Origin of the sequence: Crocosphaera sp. Alani8 (assembly GCF_038442745.1) — a bacterium.
Taxonomy (GTDB): domain Bacteria; phylum Cyanobacteriota; class Cyanobacteriia; order Cyanobacteriales; family Microcystaceae; genus Crocosphaera.
Genome location: NZ_JARVCN010000427.1, coordinates 1 through 22,414, shown reverse-complemented (window position 1 = coordinate 22,414; position 22,414 = coordinate 1). Strand labels below are relative to the sequence as shown.

Sequence of the window (22,414 nt, the reverse complement as noted above, 5' to 3'; positions counted from 1 at the left end):
AACTGGTTTGCTCATTGCTGTTACTGTACCTCATAACTGTGGGAAATGCTATATATGTATGGGCTTATAATCAGATGTTTAATGAAGCCCCAAATAAAAAACATCTAAATAAGGCAGCTAAACTTCAGAATAATCAAATACATGATGCTAACTTTTCCACTTACACCAATCATACTTCTAAACGATACTTTGTCCCTTCTGATGGTACTTTTAAACTTAACCCTGATGGTTCAAAAAAAGTACAAAACATTATTTTAGAAATAAAAGATCCAGAATTAAAGGGAGTAGAATATTGGAATTATATAAGAAAGAATTCTAGAAAAAATACCAGAATAACAAAAGAAGAAAGTGAAAAAATTAATAAATGGACTGGTATGAAATCTAAACTTGAAAAGTTTGATATAAGAAAACTTAATAGTAACAGTAAAATAGCTATTTTTGCTTTATATGATATTACTAGAGAACTCAAAATTGAAAGTGCTGTAAAGCCTGTATTAGCTTATCAATATCTAAAAAAAAGACACGAAACCGTTTCGATAGGTCAAAAAAGCTTTAGCGACACACTATGTGCCAAAACTAATAAAAAATACTTTCAGAAAACCCCTGAAGGTTTGTATTATCTTACGGAAGAAGCCGAAAAGATTGCCCAAGATTGGATTTCTGAAACTTAAGTGAAAATTAAAATTATTAAATTATGAGTGTTAAAAGAGAGCAACTTGAGTCTGCTTTATCTGAATCTATTCCACAAGAAATACTTACATCACTTATTGATGAATATCAGAACATAAAACAACAGTTCTTTTTAAGAAAGTTTCAGCCAGCAGAGTTAAATGCTGCACGTTTTAGTGAATGTATTTTACGTTTACTTGAATATCTAGATCAAGGTAATTATACAGCATTCAAAGATAACATAAAAAATACAGAAAATCTTATAAATCGGGTCGGCAATAATACTAAATTACCAGAGGAAATTCGTTTTTATATTCCTCAACTTATAAGAATTATCCTGAGAATTAGGAATAAAAGAGATGTAGCCCATGTTGGTGGAGAGGTTAATCCTAATTACTCTGATTCTTTGTTAGTTTCTAATTGTGTGGACTGGATTTTAATCGAAATAATACGTAATTACCACGTAAATAGTATTGATGAAGCGAGAAAAATTGTTGAGAGTATCAATGAAACTAAAATACCCATCATAGTAGAAATTGATGGTTTTATACGCATTCAAAATACAAAATTAAAATCCGATCAAAAGACTTTACTTATTGTTTACTACAAACAACCTAATAAAGTTAAGGATACAGATTTAATGGCATGGCTCAGATATAATAATGCAAGTAGATACAGAACAAAAATTTTGAAATTATTAGATAATGAAGCCTTAATCCATTACGAGGATGGTTTTTGTACAATTCTTCCTAAAGGGATTATTTACGTTGAGACAAATATCGATCTTGACTTAATCGTATAATATGATTACTGTAATCATCTACTTCATAGTGAGATTGCCTATCGTGTAGCTTGAGTTAAGGAAAAAATCTTACTATTTCGTATCTTTGGGAGAGCAGTTAATTTTATCAGTGAGATCAAAAATAGGTAGAGTCAAATGGTAAATCAACCCTACCTATACAAAAATTTTCTACTAAACTATTTTCTTAAATCAAACTGATTGTCGGCGTAACTCTTCAATTAACTGGGCTAATTGATCACTATCCGCTTGATAAACTTCCCCACAAAATTCGCAGGTTGCTTCTGCACCATTGTCCTTTTCAATCATATCTTGTAATTCTTCTTCTCCTAATAGTTTCAAAGCCCCTAAAACCCTACTAAAAGAACAAGGACAATGAAACCGCAACATCTGAACTTCGGGAAAAATAACTAATCCTAAATCCCCCAATAATTCCTCTAAAATCTCCGGCAACGTTTTCCCTTCCCGTAATAAAGGGGTAAACCCGGAAAGCTTACCAATACGAGATTCTAAAGTAGCCACCAACTGTTCGTCTCTAGCCGCTTTAGGCATCACCTGCAACAGTAAACCTCCTGCTGCGGTTACTCCTTGCGCCCCCACGAATACGCCTAATAACAAGGCTGAGGGGGTTTGTTCGGAAGTAGCCAAATAATGGGTTATGTCGTCTCCTATTTCCCCGGATACTAACTCTACGGTACTGGAATAAGGATAACCATAGCCCATGTCTCGCACCACATACACAAAACCTTTGTGTCCAACTGCACCCCCCACATCTAGCTTACCGAAGGAGTTAGGAGGCAGTTCAATACTGGGGTTGGCAACATAACCCCTCACCGTTCCGTCTAAACCTGCATCTACTAATATCCCTTTCAACGGACCATCTCCTTTAATCCTAATGTTGACACGGGAACCCTCTTTTTTCATGCTAGAAGCCAGCAATAAACCGGCTGACATGGTACGTCCCAAGGCTGCCGTTGCCACATAGGAAAGTTGATGACGTTGTCTTGCTTCTTCTGTGAGTCGGGTTGAAATAAGGCTAACCGCCCGAATACCCCCGTCTGCTGCTGTTGCCCGTATCAGTTTATCCACCATGAAAATCCTTTTACATTTCTTGATATATTTTTTCTTATCTTAATCAAACTGTACAATATCAAACAAACAATTCTAGTGTATTAACGTGGGCAAAGTTACTTTACAAGATATCAATAAAAGTTTTCCCCAACGAGGGGGAAAGTCAAAGGGTGATGAAGTCAAGGTTTTACACCATATTGACTTAGAAATTGAAGACGGAGAATTTATGGTTTTAGTAGGTCCGTCTGGTTGCGGAAAAAGTACCCTTTTAAGGATGATTGCAGGGCTAGAAAATGCTACTTCTGGCAACATCTTTATAGGAGAAGAAAACATAACCCATCTGCCTCCAAAAAAACGAGATATTGCTATGGTTTTTCAAAACTATGCCCTTTATCCCCATCTCAATGTTTATGATAACATCGCTTTTGGTTTACGTCGTATGAACCAAGGAATAAAAGGTAAAAATAAGTCGTTTATGCCAGCAGGACTGGAAAAAGGATTAATGGGTTTAACTCGATCGTTACCTAAGCAATTTCGTTACTATTCACCGACAGAAACAAATATTAATCAAAAAGTTCAAGAAGTTGCTCGATTATTACAGTTAGAATCTTTGTTATATCGCTTACCAAAAGATTTATCAGGAGGACAAAAACAACGAGTTGCTTTAGGAAGGGCGATCGCTAGAAATCCTCAAGTTTTTTTGATGGATGAACCCATGTCTAATTTGGATGCAACTCTTAGGGGTCAAACTCGTTCTCAGATTGTTCAATTACAGCGTAAACTTGCTACCACAACTATTTATGTGACTCATGATCAAGTAGAAGCGATGACTATGGGTGAGCGAATTGCTGTTATGAATAAAGGTAAAATTCAACAGGTTGCTTCTCCTTTAGAATTATATTCTTCCCCTGCTAATTGTTTTGTTGCTGGTTTTATTGGCACTCCTTCAATGAATTTTTTACCTGTGACAATTAATTATCCCTCAGAAATTATTCATCGTGATTTTACACTTCCTCTTCCTTTAGCCTGGCAAGACTGTTTGAAAAAAATATCTAAAAAATCTGCTATCTTGGGAATTCGTCCTGAACATATTATCATAGGAAATTCTAGTCCAGAAAGCTTACCAGTTAAAGTAGAATTAATAGAAAATTTAGGTAATGAAATTTATTTATTTACCAAAACTTTAGACGAAACACCTTCTCAGATTATTGTTCGTACTCAGGGAGAAAATCAAGTTAAAATAGGTGACAAATTATGGTTATTTTTCAATAAAGAAAAAATTCACCTTTTTGATAGAGAAACCGAGCAATCTTTATTAAAATAAATACAACTAAAATTATGTCTAAATCCAACCGACTTAAAAAACTCAGTAGCAATATTTTATTAGGGTTAGGAGGAGCAATTTTTGCTCTAATAATCGGAGAAATTGCCCTCAGAATAATGGGGATTGCTTACCCTAGTTTTTATCAAGCTGATTCCCATCGAGGTCATGCTTTAATACCAGGAATATCGGGGTGGTGGAAACACGAAGGAGAGGGTTGGGTATCGGTGAATAAAGATGGATTAAGAGATAAAGAATACACTAAACAAAAATCAGAAAATACCTTTAGAATTGCTGTGGTTGGTGACTCGTTCGCCGAAGCAATACAAGTTAATGCAGAGGATACTTTTTGGTCATCGATGGAAAATCAATTACCCCAATGTCCAAGGTTTCAAAATCAAAACGTTGAGGTGATTAATTTTGGTGTGGGTGACTATGGTACAGCACAAGAATACATGACCTTAAAACATCATGTTAGTCAATATTCCCCCGATTTGGTTGTTTTAGCAGTCTTCACCGGTAATGACATTATCAATAACTCAAAAACATTGAGTCCTGAGGATAGATTTAGTCCTTTTCTAATCAAAGAAGGTGATAAATATGTCTTAGATTCATCCTTCAAAGAAACAGAAACCTATCAATGGCGCAATAGTTTTACAAGAAAAGCTATTTTTTCGACCATCAATAATTCTCGTATTTTGCAATTACTTAATGAAACAAGAATAGCTATTAAAAAGCGTCGCCAATTATTAGGAACTCAAACAGAAACTAAAAGTAAAGATGCGCTTCAATATCTTGATTTTAACCCAGAACTTTACAAAAACAGTGATCCCAACTGGCAAGAAGCGTGGAATATTACAGAAGCATTAATTAAATTAATTCAGCAAGAAACAAAGTCCATTAATTCTGAGTTGTTGGTAGTAACATTAAGTAACCCGGCTCAAGTTTACCCTGATATTAATTATCGAGAACAATATTTTAATCAAGCAGAAGTTAAAAATCCCTTTTATCCCGATGAGCGCATTGCTAACTTAGGAGAAAAGCAGGGATTTATCGTGCTAACCCTAGCTCCTGTCTTTCAATCCCACGCTGATGAAAATCAAGTCTTTTTACACGGGTTTGATAATACAATTATGGGAAGTGGTCACTGGAATAAGTCAGGTCATAAACTAGCAGGAGAAATCATCAGCCAAAAAATTTGCGCAACAGAATACTAGAGATTGATGATGGAGCCAGTTCCAGGATTTATTTATGGTTATAATCTGAAACATAAGTAAGATTTCTTGAGGTATACCTTGAACCTAAACCGATCAACCATAAAGACTCAAGCAGATATTCGTGATCCCCGTGCTGAAAAATCCATTGCCAGAATAAGCCAAATGGTTGTAGCATAGTTCGAAGAATTTTATAAAAAGAAGATAAAAACAACTGAATCGATGATCTTGTCTGTTAACGATCTAAATTTTTCCCGCGTTGTTCTAGACTCCCCTAACCCTGTCCTTGTTAATTTTTGGGCCCCCTGGTGTGGGTTATGTCTATTAATTAATCCCCTTCTAGAAAAAATACAAAGTGAATGGGACGAACCTTTACAAGTGGTGAGTATTAATGCTGACAACAATTTTCAATTAGCTAATACTTACCGCCTAAAAAATTTACCCACTCTGATCCTGTTTAGTGAGGGAAAAATTATCCACCGTATCGAACAAATAAAAGGAAGGGATGAACTTCTACAACAGTTACATCGCGCTAAAATGAATGCTCGGTATAAGTCTGCATAACATTTGATTATGTAGTCACACATCAAAGTTTAAGTCGAGTTACACATTATGGGTGTCATCACCTGTCATGCATAGAATTCAGAACCTATAGCTTTGAGATAAATTCTCAATTATGAACAGGAATTCAAAGGTTAAAAACTTATTATTGCTTACCTAATCTGAGTTCAATACAAGAAAATTTATACAAAATATGTCGAGAGCAGGAGTGTCAAATACCCATCATCTCCCTAAAAAAGATTCAACTCCGAATTCCGACATTACTGGTTACTAAATCTCAATTTCCTCTCGTTCTTCTGTAATCTCTTCTTCAACGCTTTGAATGCGATTGCGTACTTGTTTCCCGTCAATACGTTCAGATAATCCCATAACGGTAGGAGCTTCAAAAAGATCGATAATGGTAATATCAACGGGAAAAATATCGAGTAATTGAGCGATTAATCGTGTGGCCAGCAGAGAATGACCTCCCAAATCAAAAAAGTCGTCGTTAATACTTACTTTTTCTACTTCTAACACCTCAGTAAACACCTTTGCTACTGATTCCTCTGTTGCATTTCTGGGAGCGTTCCACTCCCCTGCAGAACGGCTCTGATTGGGCGCAGGAAGGGACTTTGTATCTATTTTTCCATTAGGAGTGAGGGGTAACGAGTCTAAGGAGACAAACCCACTAGGAATGGCATATTCTGGCAGCTTTGCCCTCAAAAATTGTCGCAACTCACCGGAAGTAGGGATGGTATCTGTTTCGCTGACGTAGTAGGCCACTAAACGCTTATCCCCGAAAGTGTCTTCTCGACCAATAACTACACAGGTTTTAACTTGGGGATGTTGTTGTAGTAAAGTTTCAATTTCCCCAGTTTCTAGGCGAAAGCCCCTGATTTTTAGCTGATTATCCAAGCGTCCTAATAATTTAATCCGTCCGTCCGGTAAATAACAAGCGAGATCCCCCGTCTTATAGAGACGACTCCCAGAAATAGCACCGAAGGGGTTAGGAACAAACACCTCTGCTGTTTTATCGGGACGGTTGAGATAACCCCTAGCTAACCCCACACCTGCTATGTGTAGTTCTCCCAAAACCCCTACAGGAACTGGTTGTAAATGGGTATCTAAAACATAAAGCTGTTTATTAGCACTGGGACGAATAGTAGGAAGGGTTGGATGTCCGTTACCACAGGGAACCATACTAGCGTTTACCGTCACTTCTGTCGGTCCATAAGCGTTGATAAAGAGGCGATCGCTGGACCAGTTTTCGATCAGATCGGGGGATGGTGCTTCCCCTCCTACCAATACCATTTCTAGATCCGGTAACTCCGTGACAGTGAGGTTAGCTAAGGCCGAAGGAGTCATGGTAATGTGGGTAATTTTCTCCTCTTGCAATAATTGTAAAAGTGCAGGCCCAGGTAACAAGGTTTCTAACCTAGCTAAACAAAGCTTAGCTCCACCAGCTAAAGCCATGATAATCTCAGGAATAGAAGCGTCAAAACTAAAGGAAAAGAACTGGAGAATACAGCTATGGGGGGAAACTTTACACACCCTCAGCTTATCTTCCGTTAGGTTAACTAAACCTCCATGAGTGACTAAAACTCCTTTGGGTTTACCAGTAGATCCGGATGTATAAATGAGATAGGCCAAGTTTTGCGGCGTTACATCACTAAGAGGATTATCTGTTGATTCTTGATTAATAATTTCTAAGTCCCGATCAAAACAAACCGTTGGGGTTTGGGGTAAGGTTGCGGCTAAATTTTCCGGGGTCAATAACACAGACAGTTCCGCATCAGCTACCATAAAAGCGAGACGTTCCTGGGGATAAGCGGGATCGAGAGGAAGATACGCTCCTCCTGCTTTGAAAATGGCTAATAGAGCGATAATCATCTCTGGCGATCGCTCGACACAAATACCTACTTTTACCTCCGGTTTCACCCCCAATTTTTGCAGATAATGAGCCAGTTGGTTGCTTTTTTGATTAAGTTCTTGATAGGTTAAGGATTGATTTTCAAAGATCAAAGCCACTGCATCGGGGTTTTTCCTGACTTGTTCCTCAAATAGTTGATGAAAGCAATAATTTTCCCCATAATCAACCCGAGTATGGTTCCAGTCCAATAATACTGCTTGTTTCTCTGCTGGTGTCAACATAGACAACTCAGAAATAGGTCGAGTGGGATCATCAACAATACTTTCTAATAACGTACAAAAATTCTCTACCATCCGTTCGATGGTTTCCGGTGTAAATAAATCTTGATTATATTCAAAACCTCCGACTAAACCCCTGTCGGTTTCGTACATATCTAGGCTTAAATCTAGTTTAGCGGTGGGATTAGCTTGTTTAAGGGAGCTTAAAGATAAGTTAGGTAGGTTATAAGTATCCGTTGGCGCATTTTCTAAGCGAAATTTCACCTGAAATAAGGGATTATAACTGAGATCCCGTTCTGGGTGTAATTCTTCGACTAATTTTTCAAAGGGTAAGTCTTGATGATCATAAGCTCCCCAAGTTACCCCTTTTACTTGGTTTAATAAGTCCTGAAAACTAGGATTTCCTGCTAAATTTGTCCGCAACACCAAAGTGTTCACAAAAAACCCGATTAATCCCTCAATTTCGGCTCTGTTACGGTTGGCAATGGGGGAACCCACTATAATATCTTCCTGACCACTGTAACGGTAAAGTAGCACCTTAAACCCTGCTAGGAGGGTCATAAATAGGGTAACACCTTCTTTTTGAGCGAGAGTTTTCAGTTGTTGGGTTAATTGAGGAGATAGGTTAAAGGTTTGATTTGCTCCTCGAAACCCTTGTATCCTACTACGGGTAAAATCTGTGGGCAATTGTAGTACATTAAGGCTACCTTCTAATTGTTCTTTCCAGTAAGCGAGTTGTTGATCGAGTTTTTCTCCTTGGAGTCGTTGTCTTTGCCAAGATGCAAAGTCCCCGTATTGGATGGGTAAGGGAGGTAAAGGAGAGGGTTTATTGTTAGAAAATGCTTCATAAAGAGTAGTCAATTCTCGGATGAGAATGTCCATAGACCAGCCATCGGCGATGATATGATGTAGGGTCAATAACACCACATGATCCGTGGGTTTAATTTGCACTAAGGTAACTCTTAGTAAGGGATCTTTAGCTAAATTAAAAGGTTTTTGGGCTTCTTGGGTAGCTAAATTAAATACCTCTGCTTCTTGTTCTTTTTCTGCTAAGGATTCTACCTTTAAAACAGGAATTGATAGGGTCAAGGTTGAATCGATAACCTGAATGGGTTCGCCGTCCACCGTTGTAAAATGGGTGCGGAGGGTTTCATGACGACGGATAATCTCATTAAAACTTTGTTCTAGTACGGGGATATTTAAAGAACCGGTTAACCTTACGGCCGTGGGGATATGATATATAAAGCTGTCCGGTTGCAACTGTTCGAGAAACCATAGACGTTGTTGAGCAAAAGATAGGGGAAGATTCTCGTTCCTATCTACTGGTTCGATGGGTTCTAAGTTGTTATTAACTGTAAGATTTGCCTGTCTAAGAAATTGGATAATTTCTTCTTTTCTTGTCTGTAATTCTTTAGTGAGATCAGGGGTTAATACCTCTTCTGGTGCGCTACATCTTAAGCGATCGCCTTCTAACCACAGATTAACTTCCAAACCATAAAGATAGGACAAAAATTCATCAACAGTTTTCATAATTAATACAAATTGTGTTGGAGACTAATATAGTCTTTACATCAGAGCAGAGCTTTTTAGTGAAGTGATACACTCCCTCCATTTTACTATATCTTTAGGCCCACAATAATCTTGCTTATTGTTAGTAAAAAAATGCTTATATCCTTGATATTTGACTTTATAACCTCTTAAAACAACTCATTTTTCTTATTTTTATAACTTGAAAGTTTAGAAGATAGAAAACTAAACCATTCTCTAAAGGGTAATAAATTAGCTTTCCAGAGATTATTGTGGTTTTCCTCTGTTGTTAATCCAGTAGCAGGAAACTCACCAGGACGAGGATGATAATAGGTTCCAAAAACAATATCCCATATAGGGAAAAAAACAGCAAAATTTTTATCTAAATGTTCTTCTTGAAAAGAATGATGAAGACGATGATATTGGGGACCAGTGATTACAGGGGATAACCAACCCAAATTTAATCGTAAATTCATGTGTATGTACTGCAACCAAAGAATTTCAATGAAGGTAAGAATACCCAACGCTACACCATTAAACTTAAATAATAAGCCCATTGGCAAACCTAAAAATAACAGTAATAAGGGATCTTCTAACCAGTGTACTCGTCGTGTACTGGTGACATTTAGAGACACATCGCTATGATGAAACTTGTGTTGTTCCCACAATAAAGTAGTGTGTTGCCAACGGTGAAACCAATAATAGAAAAAATCTGTGACTAAAAAATATAGTAATGCTATTAATCCATAACTTAAAGGATTACTGGGAATTGGTAGATCAATTAGGGGCGCTCCTAGCCAATTTTGCGCTATGGTAACTATTAAGCCAATTCCAGTAGCTTGAAGGGCAAAACTTACTAAGGTATAGAAAACATACCATCGTAAATTGAACCAAACGTGACTTAAAGGTTGATGGGGTTCAACCGGTCGTAAACGTTCAAAAATAATAAAGCAGCCATACATGAGAAAGGCTGTTAACACATATCTAGCAAAGTTAAGAGGAGCAGAAAACCAATCCATAGTTAAAAGTAAGTTGTGCTGAACTATAAGTTAAGCAAAAAAGACAAAAAGTTTATTTTAATAGTAGTAATATAGACCTTTAAACAGCAACATATACAACATTTTTCTTAGTCTGATTGCAGTTTAGACGTATACACAAAAGATAACACAACTTTCTAAGGTGTAACAAATCGAATCATACTGAGCTAATCGAAGCTTATCGTCATCTAAGTCGCTGCGGTTAACTGATAACTGGTAACTGACAACTAACGAGTAAATAACTGTTCAGTGATGATCGCCATATATATAATATTAAAATAGGTTGAAATTTATTGTCATCTACCCACAAAAACCCACCATCATGCCTGTATCTATGACAAACTTTTTAGTTGCCGGTGGCATTGTTGCCTGGCCGCTACTTGCTTTTTCCATGTTGGGAGTAGCTTTGATTATCGAGCGTTTTCTGTTTTGGTTTCAGATCAAATCCCGTGAAAAAAGGGTCGTAACAAGCGTTTTGAAATACTATCAAGGCAATGAACCCATGGAGGCGATCGCAAAGCTGAAAAAAAATGCCGATCTACCCTTGTGTCGTATCTTTCTAGAAGCTTTGATCCTCTACGATGCCACTCCTACCGAGTTTAGATTAGCACTAGAAACGGCAACCCAAGGAGAACTGCCCCTTCTAAGACGTTTTAATACCGTATTTCAGACCATTATTGCGGTTTCCCCTTTACTGGGATTATTGGGAACAATTCTCGGTTTAATGCGCTCTTTTGCTTCTCTAAACATAGGTAGCGTTAGTGGAACCAATGCCGGCGCAGTAACAGGGGGTATTTCAGAAGCGTTGACTTCAACGGTAATGGGGTTAGTAGTGGCGATCACAACCCTGTTATTTTCTAACTCATTTCGTTCTTTGTATCTCAAAGAATTAGCACTAATTCAAGAATACGCAGGTCAACTAGAACTTTTATACCGTCGTTATAACGAGAAAGGAGATCAACCTTATGCAATTACCCGATGACATGGATACCCCGGCGGAAATTAATATTGTGCCAATGATTGACATTATTTTCTCAATTTTGGCTTTTGTGATCATTTCTACTCTATTTTTAACCCGTTCAGAAGGATTACCGGTGGATTTGCCTTCAGCAAAAACCAGCGAACCCCAAGAAGTGCAACAGATTAATATCACCATTGAAGCCAGTGGAGAAATATCTGTCAATCGCGAACCCACAGAAGTGAACAATCTAAAAACTGTCATTACAACTCTAATGGGAGAAGAAGAACAAACTCTCGTTATCATTAATGCTGATAAAAAAGTAGAACACGGTAGTGTTGTGGGAGTAATGGACGAAGTTCGGCAAGTTCCTGGGGCCAAATTAGCGATCGCTTCTACTAAATAGAACTAATCCTAATATTTATCTTAAATGCCGAGGGGAAAGCGAGCGATCGCTACTAATAAATCAGAATAATCTCCATATTTATTTGGTGTTACCCATGAGTCTATCAACGTTTTGCCATAAGCATCGTAGCAGAAGCAAAAAGCTATTCAGAAATGTGACTATTTCTGCCTTGATTATTTCCGGCGTACTTCATTTTGGAGGGGCGATCGCACTTTATTTGTTGAATAAAAATAATGCCCAAGCTGTAGCCGAACCTGAGCCAGAACCCATCGAATTTCAGGTTATTGAACCCCCAGAACCAGAAATCGCCAAAATAAAACCAGAACAGGTGGTTGAACCCCAACCTCAACCAGAACCAGAACCAATCCCCGAACCTGTCCAAGAAGCCGTTTTATCCGCTAAGCAATTCCTCCCCGATCCCACTCCTGAGCCGGTTGCTCCTCAACCGAAAGCCCCGAACCTCGAGCCTGCGCCATCATCCTCCCAAATTCCCCAAGGTATACCCGGCGGTCAATCTTTGGGGAAAACTTTAACCGGTAGTCAAGGATCTGGTTTTGGAACAGGGGATCAAGGCACTGGTGAGGGGGAACAGTTGGGTTCTCCTACGGGTTCTGGTACAGCCGCAGCTCAGGGAACAGGAGATGGTAACGGACAAGGATCTTCCCGGATCTCCTTGAAATGCGTGAGTAACTGTCAACCTGTGTACCCTAGCAGTATCAGCGAAAAGATACCTGGTAAGGTGATGCTAGAATTTACTGTGGAAACGGATGGCAGTGTTAGCGACGCTAAGGTTTTCGAGACAAGTGGCAACGGTGCATTGGATCAAGCAGGTGTTCAAGACATCAGCAGAATGAGATTTAGTCCACCTAATGATGGACGTTCCCGCAGAGTAAAAATGCTCATCAATTACCAGCTTCCCAACTAGCATAAGCAAAATTCCATCTGCCGCTTCTTAAGGACAGGTTTCAACAGTCCAATGACCGGAATGCTCACCCCGAGAACAAGATTGTTGACTTCCTGCTTTTACCAAGTTCCATTGACCTGTAGATTGATCGAACTCAAATTTAAGTTGGTAGCGTTTTCCTTGGATAGAATCATCCGGTAGATTAGTTTGGGTTAATAATAAAGTCCTCTTAAAGCCTTCTTGTTCAATCACTTCTATTTCCTGGGAGAAATTCCCCTCAAGGGGTTCTGAAAGAGCAAATAAATTTAACGCAATGGTTTCGGGATCTTCTGCACTCAATTCTCCCTGAAGTTCTGTTAAGTCCATCTCTAAGTAAGCTTCTTCGTTATGAGAAGCACTGTTATTACCTGTACAACCCACAACCATTAAGCACAGACTAAATGTGAGTCCTAGGGACTTTAAGGAATATTTATCCATTGATCTTTTCATTTTTTTCAACGATTTTTTTAACATATTATTTAGTTTATCTGACACCCAAAAATTTATGAGTTTGTAAACTCATACGCCACTGAGGATGATGGAGAATATAATCGATAATTAGAGATTGATTTTGGGGACTGTTCCATTCTGGTTGTAGGTATTTAATGACTGCTGATGAAACCTTTTTCTCTTGTTTTTCTGCCCAGTACAAATCTTCTGGACTGGCAATAACTACCTTTAATTCGCTAACCTGGGAATAGATACTTTCATGGGGAACCTTGAAGGGTTTGGGGGACAATGTTACCCAGTCGAACCAACCACTAAAAGGATGGGAACCAGAGGTTTCTAAGTGAACCCGTAACCCAGAGTCTCTTAACTCTTTGGTAAGGGGGAATAGATCGTATAATAGGGGTTCTCCTCCCGTAATAACCACCATGAAAGGGTTAGCTTGTTTCGCCGCGGTTACTAAAGTCTCAAGAGAGTGCTGAGGATATGTTTTGCTACTCCATGACTCTTTTTGATCGCACCAAGGACAATAAACATCACACCCGGCTAAACGAATGAAAAAGGCACTTACCCCTGTCCAACTCCCTTCTCCCTGTAAAGAATGAAAGGTTTCTACAATGGGATAAGTTATCGATTTAGATGCGATCGCTTGCTTGCTCACTGAGGCTAAACTATTCATACACTATTCTTAACACTTCTGGTAATTTTAACGTTTTTTTCTCTTCTGTTATGAAATCTTCTTTTTATAAACTATTTTTAGCTCTGCCTTTGGTTACACTGTCTTTAATAGCTTGTGGGTCAATAGAACAGATTTCTATTGACAATGCCCCCATTTCTGAAACTACTCCCCCTAGTCTAACCGATCCTGCCGTTCTCGAAGCTCTTGAAGATGCTACATATCGGGAAATTAATCGATATCGTTTGTCTAAAAATTTACCTGCTCTAAAACTTAATCCTCAAATTACTCAACAAGCTAGAATTCATAGCGAAAGAATGGCTAAGGGAATTATTCCTGTTAGTAACGATAATTTAGAACAACGATTAAAAGTTATTAGTTTTAGTACGCCTCATGAACAAGGAGCAGAAAATTTAGCTACCCATAGTAATAGTTCTGACCCAGTTCAAGCTACTATTAAACAGTGGCTGAATAATCCTAAAAATGTCAAAGCTATTGAAGGAAAATACAACGAAACAGGAATAGGTATAGCACAAAATAGCAAAGGAGAATACTATTTTACACAAATATTTATTCAGCAAAAGCCTTCTCTTATCACCCGTTCTCCAGAAACCACAAATAGTTTAGAACCTTGGAAAAACCTAGACCCTTCACGAAAACAATCCTCTAAAAATGGGGAATTTCTCATCGCCCTAGAACAAGAAATAAACCAACTTGTCAATCAATATCGACTGTCTAAAAATTTACCCCCATTACAAATGAATGCAGAAATTAGTTATGTAGCTAGACAACATAGCAAAGATATGGCAAACAAACGAGCAACCTTTAGTCACGATGGTTTTGATAATAGAGCAAAAATGGTAGGAAAAACTATTCCATATCGATCTTTTGCGGAAAATTTAGCTTACATAAAAGGGTATCCCGACTTAGCTAAAGTAGCAGTTGAAGGCTGGATTGATAGCCCAGGTCATCGCAAAAACATGGAAGGAGAATTCAATTTAACAGGGATAGGAATTGCTAAAAATTCCGAGGGTGAATATTATTTTACTCAACTATTTTTGTTACAAAGATAAATAGTTAAACTGTTAATATTTATCCATTGTTTGCTACAATAAAAGTAGATAATTTTACTTCTACATTTAATAACTATTATGAATGCAAACATAGAGAAAGTACAAGAAGCCTTATCCCATCTAGACCTTATTACCGATCCCCATCAAGTTGCCAAGCTATCTCTAGACTATTACCATTTTAGCCCGATTCTGCAACAACAATTGCAAGATAAACGGGGAGATATGGTTATTCGTCCCACCACAGAAGCAGAAATCATAGAAATAGCCCAAACTTGCGTAAAATATCAAGTTCCTTTAACCGTCAGAGGTGCTGGAACCGGGAATTATGGTCAATGTATTCCCCTAGAAGGAGGTGTTATACTTGATACTACAAAAATGCAACAAATTCTCTGGTTAGAACAGGGGGTTGCTTGTGTGGAACCCGGGGTAAAAATGGCCCCCTTTGATAAACTGGCCAGACAAACAGGTTGGGAGCTAAGAATGGCTCCTTCTACGTACCGTAGTGCAACCATTGGGGGGTTTATTGGTGGTGGTAGCGTAGGAATGGGATCTGTTACCTATGGACAGTCCCGCGATCGCGGTAATCTTCGGGCTTTACGCATTGTAACCCTAGAAGATGAACCCTGTCTCATGGAATTAAGAGGAGATGAAGTACAAAAAGTTAATCATGCCTACGGTACTAACGGTATTATTACACAATTAGAAATTTCTTTAGCTCCGGCTTATCCTTGGGTGGAAATGATCGTTGTTTTCGATGATTTTATGGAAGCTGCCAGGTTTGGTCAAGGGTTAGGAGATAGCGATGGAATAGTTAAAAAATTAATCACCGTTCATGCTGCACCTATTTGTAGTTATTTACATCATTTAAAAGACTATTTACCCGAAAATAAACACGCTGCTTTGTTGATGGTTTCTGAATATGATTTAGAAGCATTAAAAGATTTAGTCTATGAATATAAGGGAGAAATAACTTATCTAAAAACTGCCGAAGAAGCCAACAAAGGGATGACATTATTAGAATATACTTGGAATCATACCACCCTTTACGCTCGTGCAATCGATCCTAGTATTACTTATTTACAAACCTTTTATTTTACCTTGGATAATGTTGAACACTTTTATCATCATTTTGGAGATGAAGTGATGATACATTTAGAGTTTATCAAGTTTCAAGGTAAAGTTATTCCTGCTGGTTTACAGTTGTTTCATTTTACAACAGAAGAGAGGGTTAATGAAATCATCCGTTACCACGAAGAAAATGGTGCCGGTATTGCCAACCCACACACCTATTTATTAGAAGGAGGAGGTAGAAAAACCATTGATTCTCCACAGTTAAACTTCAAAAAAGAAGTTGATCCTTATGGTTTAATGAACCCCGGCAAAATGAGGATGAATTAATAATTTAGTTATCCTAAATCTACCTCATTGTAATTATTATTTATATACTTAATTTAGGCGTTAAGGCCTTGATATTTATTATGATTTTTTTGTTGTTGATATCATAGGCGACGTTCAAATGTGAGGAACCATTTTGCCAAATAGCCACTAACTTAATAGAATATTTGCTCTAAAAGGATAATAATAAGTGAATTGAGACCATATCACTACATGGAAATCACTACCAAATTTTTCACAGAATCTTGTCTTTATTCTTGGCACTTTTGTTGGAACGGCCCCAGAAATTATTAATTTCGATTTCCATTTGCTGAAGAATTTTCAGCCAGTCATACTCTTTCTCCACCAATAAACGACCATTCTCTCTTAGTTTTAGCCTTAAATCAGAATCAGAACTAATTTGTAATATCGCTTGAGCAAATTCGGTAGGCTTATCTCGAAGTAAAATATGAATGCCATCAACAACATTTAACCCCTCCGCTCCCAAAGTTGTGGAAATAACTGGTAATCCCATTGCCATGGAGTGAAGAATTTTGATTCTAGTCCCTCCCCCTATACGCATGGGTACTACTGTCATGAAAGATGTTTGACCGACTTGATTCATATCCTCTGGATTAGCAATTACTTCAATATAAGGATGATTATTCAACTCAAGAATTGATTGATTAGGATGAGAGCCGGCAATACAAAATTTTAGTTGAGGCTGTTCATGCCAAACTAAAGGTAGAATTTGAGTTACAAAATAGTTTACAGCATCAATATTAGGTTGATATCCCATTGCTCCCATAAATAATATTTTTTGAGCATCGATGGAAGGCAGAGGTAAAATAGTTTTAGTGTTAATCCCATTGTTAACAACAATTGTTTCACCACTTTGACAACGACTATCTAATTCTTGTTTATCATATTCACTAACTACAATTTTGAGAGGAAACTTAGCCCATTTTTTCTCTTCATATTCTTTAAATAATTTTAATTCTTTTTTTTTCTTATAATATAATTTTTTATTAAAGTTTACCTTTTCTTGGTCTAAAGAGCGGGCAATTATTTGAGATTCAATATTATGCTCAAAGAGGATTGTATAAGATTTTAAAAACCATTCTTGATATTGTGCCGTAAAAATGGAATCAAAAATAACGATATCAAAACCAAATTTTTGTAATTTTTTCAATATATATTGTATTCGCAAAGATTGAAAAAGTCGAATCGGTCTAGGTATATCAGAAGTAGTCGGGAAAACCCAGAATCTAGTCTTAATAATAATTGCTAAGTCACAATATTTATTTAATGTATCTTCAAAATCATAATCTTTACTAGAAAAAGTAAAAGATACAACTACAAGATCATTATTTAATCCTAAATATTTAATGGTCTCAAAGCGACGAATTGCTGCTCCCGTATTAAGAGGATAAGGAGGATAAGGAGTTAACATGAGAATTTTTAAATTATTTGTTTTTTTAAAATCTTTCTTTACTAAACGAATATTATTTTGATAATATTTCGTGACTTTACGACAAGCTTTTAAATATTGATAAATATCTATAAATGGAGTCATCATAGGGGTAGTTTTATTTAAGTAGTGAAAGTTAATCTAAGTTAATAGAATTTTTTCATTATAAAAAAGTTTTAGGACTGAGAACAAGATTTTGTTACTATATTTAATTTTAGGAACAATTGGATTAATTACTAGAGCTATTATAAAAATATATTTTCATTCTTAGTTGTAAATATAGTTAATGTTCATCTCTTAGAAAAAAGTTTCGTCAGATGGGAAAAAGGTTATATAAAGAGAATTTGGTATCAACAATCCATTAGAATACACTTGTTAACTGAGCCACTACCCAATTGTGGATATATTTAGCATAGAAATAATGTTTTTAGAGAGAGTTTAGATATTAATATAAATTTTAAGAGCAGCAGAATCTAACAATCAAAAAAAAGGATTATTTAATCGATTTCTGTGTCTTTTAAAGAGATTAGTAGTGACACTTTTAAGAAGCTATTAGGAAGCAAAATATAAGAGAATAATGATATTATTTATCTTATAAACTCTATGGGAAATAGTCCCCTAATTTTACTTCTTCCAACACAGTTGATTAATTACGTCGCCGGAGGGCTTATGCAAAATTTGACAGTTTCTGTGATTATAGCGTCATATAATTCGATTAAAACCATTTTTGCCTGCTTACAATCCCTCGAAGCTCAAGTTAATCGCGAAATTTTTGAAATTATTGTTATTGATAGTTCGGATGACGGTACTGAGGTAGTGGTTCAAGAGAATTTTCCTAACGTAAATCTGTATCATTTCGACAAACAAATGTACCCTGGAGATGCTCGGAACTATGGGGTAGCATATTCTAAAGGAGAGATCCTAGCATTTGTAGATGCGGATTGTCTAGTTGAGCCAATATGGGTTAATCAGATTATGGAAGCCCACCGTAAAGTAGATCATCCAGTGGTGGGAGGAGCCATTGCGAATGGGAATCCAGATAGTTATGTAGGCTGGGGCTACTATTTCTCAGGATTTAGTCAGTGGATGCCTCAATCAGAGTCATTTGAACGTCCCGATATACCCACAGGATGTCTTTCATGTAAGCGGTGGGCATTCCAAAAGTATGGACCGTTTTTAGAAGGAAGTTTATGTGAAGACACACTATTTACTTGGAAACTAGCTGATGCTGGCTACCAAGCTTTATTTATTCCTACGATTCAGGTTTTTCATATTAACATTGAAGACCTAAGTGATTTAATGAAACGCAAATTTAGTCACGGAAAAACCTTTGCTAAACTGCGCATATCAGAAAAAAAGTTTTCCCCTTTTAAACAAATCATATATGCCTTCGGCTCACCTATACTGCCGATCATAATCACCTATCGTCGAACTAAAGATGTTTTAAAAGCAGGGACATATCGAGATAAATTTATACTAACCCTTCCAGTAACTTTAGTGGGAATTTTTTGTTGGTCTTTAGGAGAATTTTGGGCTTATGCGAAGATTGATGGATTATTGAAACTAGTCCAAAAAGAGTCTAAATCTTAGAAACGTATTTTATTTAGCCTATTACTCAATACTTACAACAACAATCCTAATGAGAACCATGAATAATTTCAAGTTGTGGTAATCCCCAACAAGTATATTTCATATCTTTTGCCATCATTGCTAACCCTTCAGTTTCAATATAATGCTTATAACTAAAAGGAGGAAAAATTAGTCCTTCTCGATGAATATCTGCCTTAATCAGCAGCATTGTTCCCCCAACTCCATCAACCTCAACAATTTCATGTTCTCGTAAATCTTCAAGATATAATCTGCCCTTGCCTTTAGGGGGTTGCAAAATATTATCAACCATATAAGGACTCCAATCTAGTGATTTAGCATTAGGTTTGAACTGAAATGTATTTAAATCAAAAGTTTTACCACCTGGTTCAAAAACACAATTAGGCACAACAATCTCTTTTCCACTTTCCAAAAGCAGTTGAATAATATCTGGAGGATAATATTCAACATCTACATCTATCCACAATACCCAATCTTCGTCTTGAAGTGCTTTATGACATAAAAAATTACGACTTTTAGCCATAATTGATCGCCGTTTATATTGTACACTTGAGTCCCATCGTGGCGTAGTTAAATAAAACCCAAAATTCTTTTGGTAAATATGTACGTTTTTAAACTCTTGTTCAAGCACAGATAGAGAACGTTTTAATAAATCGAATGTATCATCAGAACTATCACTTTCTAAAAAACCAAGAGATATCTTATCGTGAGGATAAGTTAAAGTAAACAATTTTTCTAGATAATTGGGTAAAAATTTTGTAGCATCTTTAACTGGAGTAAGAATAAGAACAACTGGAAGATTATCCAGATTTAAAGGGACACGTTTTAGCTTTGATATTGGTTTAATTTTAGAAGGGTTTGTTGTCTCTTGAGTGATTGTATTTTGAGTTTTTCTAAAATACAAATTAAAATAGTTCCAGATTTTCTTCATGATTTTAGTATTTTATTGACCAAACTATTCAAATCTCAACATGGTACTATCTGTTCAGTCCCGACTACTTATTGATTGTTTGTAAGCAGTAATAGTTTCTTGAATACATTTTGACCAGCTAAATTTTTTTGCTTGTTCTCTTGATTTTATCGATAAAACTTGTCTCAAAGAGAAGTCAGAGTAAATCTGTAATATACTCTGGGAAAGTCCATCTTGATCTAAAGGATCAAGCATAAATCCTGCATCACCTACTACTTCAGGCAAAGAGGAAGTATTCGAGGTAATGACAGGAGTCCCACATTGCATTGCTTCTAAAGGTGGTAAGCCAAAACCTTCATAAAAAGAAGGATAAACAAATACTAAAGCACCACTATATAGAGCCGCAAGATCTTCATCCTGTACATAACCTATTATAATCAATCGCTCTTGTAAATCTTTATTTTCAGTAATTAGTTGAAAAATTCCTTCATAATTCCAACCTTTGTTTCCAGCTAATACTAAATATAAATCTTTGATTTTCTCCTGTTGCACTAAATTAAGAAAACAACGAATAGTATGTTCGATGTTTTTTCTGGGTTCTAAAGTGCTTAAGCTTAAAATATATGGAGAATCAGGAATACCATACTTTTTTTTAGTTATAGAAATTTTATCCATATCTAAGCAAGGATAGAAAATATCCGAAGCCCCAGGGTAAACTACAAAAATCTTGTTTACGTCGATTTTATTTTTAAGATAATTACACAAGTCGTTTTTCGTAGAATGAGATGCACAGATAACCCAAGTTTCTTCATCTATACTATCTAATGCTTCCTTTAAATTAAAGTTTTTATCAAACTTTAATAAGTTTGGTTCTAATCCAAAAAAATGCGGATACATAATAGGAATTAAGTCATGGACAGTAATAAAAGTAATCAAGTTATTGATTTTTTTTACTTTCTCAGGTAGAGCATGATATGGAGAGTGAAAAATATCTTGAGATTTTAAATCATTGAAATCTAAAGGGCTAAAATTATAATCTAGTAATCTCAATAAAGTGTAAGGCAATTTTCGATCTTGAAACAAGCCTAATTTATGGATTACACTCATAGCTTTAGTGCTTAAATCATATATTTTTTGGCGTTTATTTCTATTATTACTTTGACTAATAAATAGTGTGTCTGCAAGATAAGGATCAGATTCTAGATATTGTCGTGAATCTTCCCAAACATCAAATGATAAACTAGTACAAAATGTCAAATTACACTCTTTCTCTTTCTTTATTCTATGAGCAAAAGCTTCAGTAACTCTAGAAAGCCCAGATTTCGACCGTTTACATAAACCTAGTAAAGATATATCGTAAGTAATATTCATATTAGGGTCTCTGTGTCAAATAATCCTTAAAGTTAATCGAATTATATCCCTCTTCCGGCACACTGGGGCAAGACTAGACAAAAGTTCGAGATCGCTTATCATTAAAGGGTTTTGGGACTTAGAAATAATAGGATGTTTCCAAAAGTGACGGAAGAGGGCTATTATTATTCAGTTTGCTTTATCTAGGTAATTGGGTGAAAGAATTATAATAGATAAAGGCCGCTGACTTAAGCTTTGATCACTCCTTAGAAAAAAACTCTGAAAAAATTTACCGTATCTAGTTTTTAGACAAATTTACGAAAAAAATCTATGCCATTTCGTTGATATATTGATTATAAATCCACCAATATGTTTTGTTCAGCCCGTCAATAAGTCGAGTGTTAGGTTCCCAGTTTAAATACTGAAGAATTTTTGTATTATCACTATTGCGCCCATTTACCCCTTTAGGAGCATGAGTTTTATAAATTCTTTTTAGTTTAGTATCAGCAATGGTTTCCACTAAATCTACTAATTGATTAATCGTTACGAGTTCCGAAGAGCCAAGATTAAGTGTTTCCTCAATTTGACTTTGGCTAATCTGAAGAATTCCCTCTATACAATCGTCAATAAACATAAAACTTCGAGTTTGATTTCCATCCCCCCAAATTTCAATCTCTTTTTTGTGAGATAGTTTTGCTTCGATCACCTTTCTGCAAATTGCTGCGGGAGCTTTTTCCCTCCCACCTTTCCAGGTACAATTTGGACCATAGACATTGTGGAATCTAGCGACTCTAGTGGGTAATTTAAAGTCTTCACGAAAATGAAGCTTCTCAAAAAGTCTGGGGGGACTCGCCGAAAGTTAGGGGACAAAG

The 22,414-nt window shown here is 36.5% G+C and carries 19 protein-coding genes and 1 pseudogene; 11 read left to right on the top strand and 9 right to left on the bottom strand.

Annotation, left to right across the window (positions count from 1 at the left end; all coding sequences use genetic code 11):
• Positions 1–671 (top strand): hypothetical protein (locus P9B04_RS20880; protein WP_342056898.1); only part of this gene is annotated, 671 nt, incomplete at its 5' end.
• Positions 672–694: 23 nt separating this feature from the next.
• Complete coding sequence (locus P9B04_RS20875; RefSeq protein WP_342056897.1) at positions 695–1,471, top strand: hypothetical protein; 777 nt, start codon at positions 695–697, stop codon at positions 1,469–1,471.
• 189 nt (positions 1,472–1,660) lie between these two features.
• Here the strand turns inward: P9B04_RS20875 and hslO are convergent, their stop codons facing one another.
• The gene (hslO, locus tag P9B04_RS20870) at positions 1,661–2,560 is read right to left on the bottom strand and encodes an Hsp33 family molecular chaperone HslO (RefSeq protein ID WP_342056896.1); all 900 of its coding nucleotides are present in this window, start codon (positions 2,558–2,560) and stop codon (positions 1,661–1,663) included.
• Between the two features lie 85 nt (positions 2,561–2,645).
• Here hslO and P9B04_RS20865 point away from each other — a divergent pair, with 85 nt between their 5' ends.
• From P9B04_RS20865 to P9B04_RS20855, 3 genes are all read left to right on the top strand, one after another.
• The gene (locus P9B04_RS20865) at positions 2,646–3,863 is read left to right on the top strand and encodes an ABC transporter ATP-binding protein (protein ID WP_342056895.1); all 1,218 of its coding nucleotides are present in this window, start codon (positions 2,646–2,648) and stop codon (positions 3,861–3,863) included.
• Positions 3,864–3,877: 14 nt separating this feature from the next.
• Positions 3,878–5,077, top strand: a complete 1,200-nt coding sequence (locus P9B04_RS20860; RefSeq protein WP_342056894.1) for an SGNH/GDSL hydrolase family protein — start codon at positions 3,878–3,880, stop codon at positions 5,075–5,077.
• A gap of 219 nt (positions 5,078–5,296) precedes the next feature.
• The gene (locus tag P9B04_RS20855; RefSeq protein WP_342056893.1) at positions 5,297–5,638 is read left to right on the top strand and encodes a thioredoxin family protein; all 342 of its coding nucleotides are present in this window, start codon (positions 5,297–5,299) and stop codon (positions 5,636–5,638) included.
• A 267-nt stretch (positions 5,639–5,905) separates the two neighbouring features.
• Here the strand turns inward: P9B04_RS20855 and P9B04_RS20850 are convergent, their stop codons facing one another.
• Together P9B04_RS20850 and P9B04_RS20845 are read right to left on the bottom strand one after the other, a co-directional pair.
• Complete coding sequence (locus tag P9B04_RS20850; protein ID WP_342056892.1) at positions 5,906–9,292, bottom strand: non-ribosomal peptide synthetase; 3,387 nt, start codon at positions 9,290–9,292, stop codon at positions 5,906–5,908.
• 167 nt (positions 9,293–9,459) lie between these two features.
• Positions 9,460–10,308, bottom strand: a complete 849-nt coding sequence (locus P9B04_RS20845) for a sterol desaturase family protein (protein WP_342056891.1) — start codon at positions 10,306–10,308, stop codon at positions 9,460–9,462.
• A 352-nt stretch (positions 10,309–10,660) separates the two neighbouring features.
• On the opposite strand from P9B04_RS20845, the gene P9B04_RS20840 reads away from it, so the two are divergent.
• From P9B04_RS20840 to P9B04_RS20830, 3 genes are all read left to right on the top strand, one after another.
• Complete coding sequence (locus P9B04_RS20840; RefSeq protein ID WP_342056890.1) at positions 10,661–11,308, top strand: MotA/TolQ/ExbB proton channel family protein; 648 nt, start codon at positions 10,661–10,663, stop codon at positions 11,306–11,308.
• A complete protein-coding gene (locus P9B04_RS20835; RefSeq protein WP_342056889.1) occupies positions 11,292–11,690 on the top strand; it encodes an ExbD/TolR family protein in 399 nt (132 codons plus the stop codon). Before P9B04_RS20840 ends, P9B04_RS20835 begins: the two co-directional genes overlap by 17 nt.
• Positions 11,691–11,784: 94 nt before the next feature.
• A complete protein-coding gene (locus P9B04_RS20830; protein ID WP_342056888.1) occupies positions 11,785–12,615 on the top strand; it encodes an energy transducer TonB in 831 nt (276 codons plus the stop codon).
• Positions 12,616–12,642: 27 nt separating this feature from the next.
• On the opposite strand, the gene P9B04_RS20825 is transcribed toward P9B04_RS20830, so the two are convergent.
• Positions 12,643–13,071: a hypothetical protein gene (locus P9B04_RS20825; RefSeq protein ID WP_342056887.1), complete on the bottom strand. Its 429-nt coding sequence runs from the start codon at positions 13,069–13,071 to the stop codon at positions 12,643–12,645.
• A 46-nt stretch (positions 13,072–13,117) separates the two neighbouring features.
• Positions 13,118–13,759 carry a 7-carboxy-7-deazaguanine synthase QueE gene (locus P9B04_RS20820; RefSeq protein ID WP_342056886.1) on the bottom strand — a complete coding sequence of 214 codons (642 nt, stop codon included), beginning with the start codon at positions 13,757–13,759 and terminating at the stop codon, positions 13,118–13,120.
• A 50-nt stretch (positions 13,760–13,809) separates the two neighbouring features.
• Here P9B04_RS20820 and P9B04_RS20815 point away from each other — a divergent pair, with 50 nt between their 5' ends.
• Both P9B04_RS20815 and P9B04_RS20810 read left to right on the top strand, forming a co-directional pair.
• Positions 13,810–14,829 carry a CAP domain-containing protein gene (locus tag P9B04_RS20815; protein ID WP_342056885.1) on the top strand — a complete coding sequence of 340 codons (1,020 nt, stop codon included), beginning with the start codon at positions 13,810–13,812 and terminating at the stop codon, positions 14,827–14,829.
• A 78-nt stretch (positions 14,830–14,907) separates the two neighbouring features.
• The gene (locus P9B04_RS20810; RefSeq protein WP_342056884.1) at positions 14,908–16,227 is read left to right on the top strand and encodes an FAD-binding oxidoreductase; all 1,320 of its coding nucleotides are present in this window, start codon (positions 14,908–14,910) and stop codon (positions 16,225–16,227) included.
• A gap of 232 nt (positions 16,228–16,459) precedes the next feature.
• Here P9B04_RS20810 and P9B04_RS20805 read toward each other — a convergent pair whose 3' ends face one another.
• Entirely contained in the window at positions 16,460–17,782 is a 1,323-nt protein-coding gene (locus tag P9B04_RS20805) for a glycosyltransferase family 4 protein (RefSeq protein ID WP_342056883.1), read from the bottom strand.
• Positions 17,783–18,343: 561 nt separating this feature from the next.
• On the opposite strand from P9B04_RS20805, the gene P9B04_RS20800 reads away from it, so the two are divergent.
• Positions 18,344–19,264 carry a glycosyltransferase gene (locus P9B04_RS20800; RefSeq protein ID WP_342056882.1) on the top strand — a complete coding sequence of 307 codons (921 nt, stop codon included), beginning with the start codon at positions 18,344–18,346 and terminating at the stop codon, positions 19,262–19,264.
• Positions 19,265–19,310: 46 nt separating this feature from the next.
• On the opposite strand, the gene P9B04_RS20795 is transcribed toward P9B04_RS20800, so the two are convergent.
• The 3 genes and pseudogenes from P9B04_RS20795 to P9B04_RS20785 form a co-directional block, all read right to left on the bottom strand.
• Entirely contained in the window at positions 19,311–20,213 is a 903-nt protein-coding gene (locus P9B04_RS20795) for a hypothetical protein (RefSeq protein WP_342056881.1), read from the bottom strand.
• Between the two features lie 54 nt (positions 20,214–20,267).
• On the bottom strand, positions 20,268–21,563 hold the full coding sequence (locus P9B04_RS20790) for a glycosyltransferase family 4 protein (protein ID WP_342056880.1): 1,296 nt from the start codon (positions 21,561–21,563) through the stop codon (positions 20,268–20,270).
• A gap of 307 nt (positions 21,564–21,870) precedes the next feature.
• Positions 21,871–22,353 (bottom strand): annotated as a pseudogene (locus P9B04_RS20785) (NAD-dependent epimerase/dehydratase family protein); the annotation flags it as partial.
• Positions 22,354–22,414 lie beyond the last annotated feature (61 nt).